1 pseudogene is annotated in these 234 nt (G+C 71.4%); it reads right to left on the reverse strand.

Annotated elements, in window-relative coordinates:
• Positions 1-234 (reverse strand): annotated as a pseudogene (secY, locus tag ACQG3P_RS24290) (preprotein translocase subunit SecY); the annotation flags it as partial.

Here is a 234-nt window from a genome sequence, read left to right on the forward strand (position 1 = left end):
GCGGGTCAGCACGCCGTCGATGGCCTCGGCGGGGGCCGTGCCCGGACGGCTGCCCGGAATCAGCGCGCCCGACTGCTTCAGGTGGTCGGCGGTGTCCTGCGAGTTGAACACCAGCGCGGTATAGAAGACCGCGAAACCGGTGACCAGGGCAGCGAACACGATCACGTGCCGCGGCTCGCCCGGACCCAGGGCGTTGGCGACCTTCTGCAGCCAGGACGCCGAGCTGGCCTGGCC

The sequence above is a fragment of the Stenotrophomonas sp. SrG genome (assembly GCF_050031795.1).
Taxonomy (GTDB): domain Bacteria; phylum Pseudomonadota; class Gammaproteobacteria; order Xanthomonadales; family Xanthomonadaceae; genus Stenotrophomonas; species Stenotrophomonas rhizophila_A.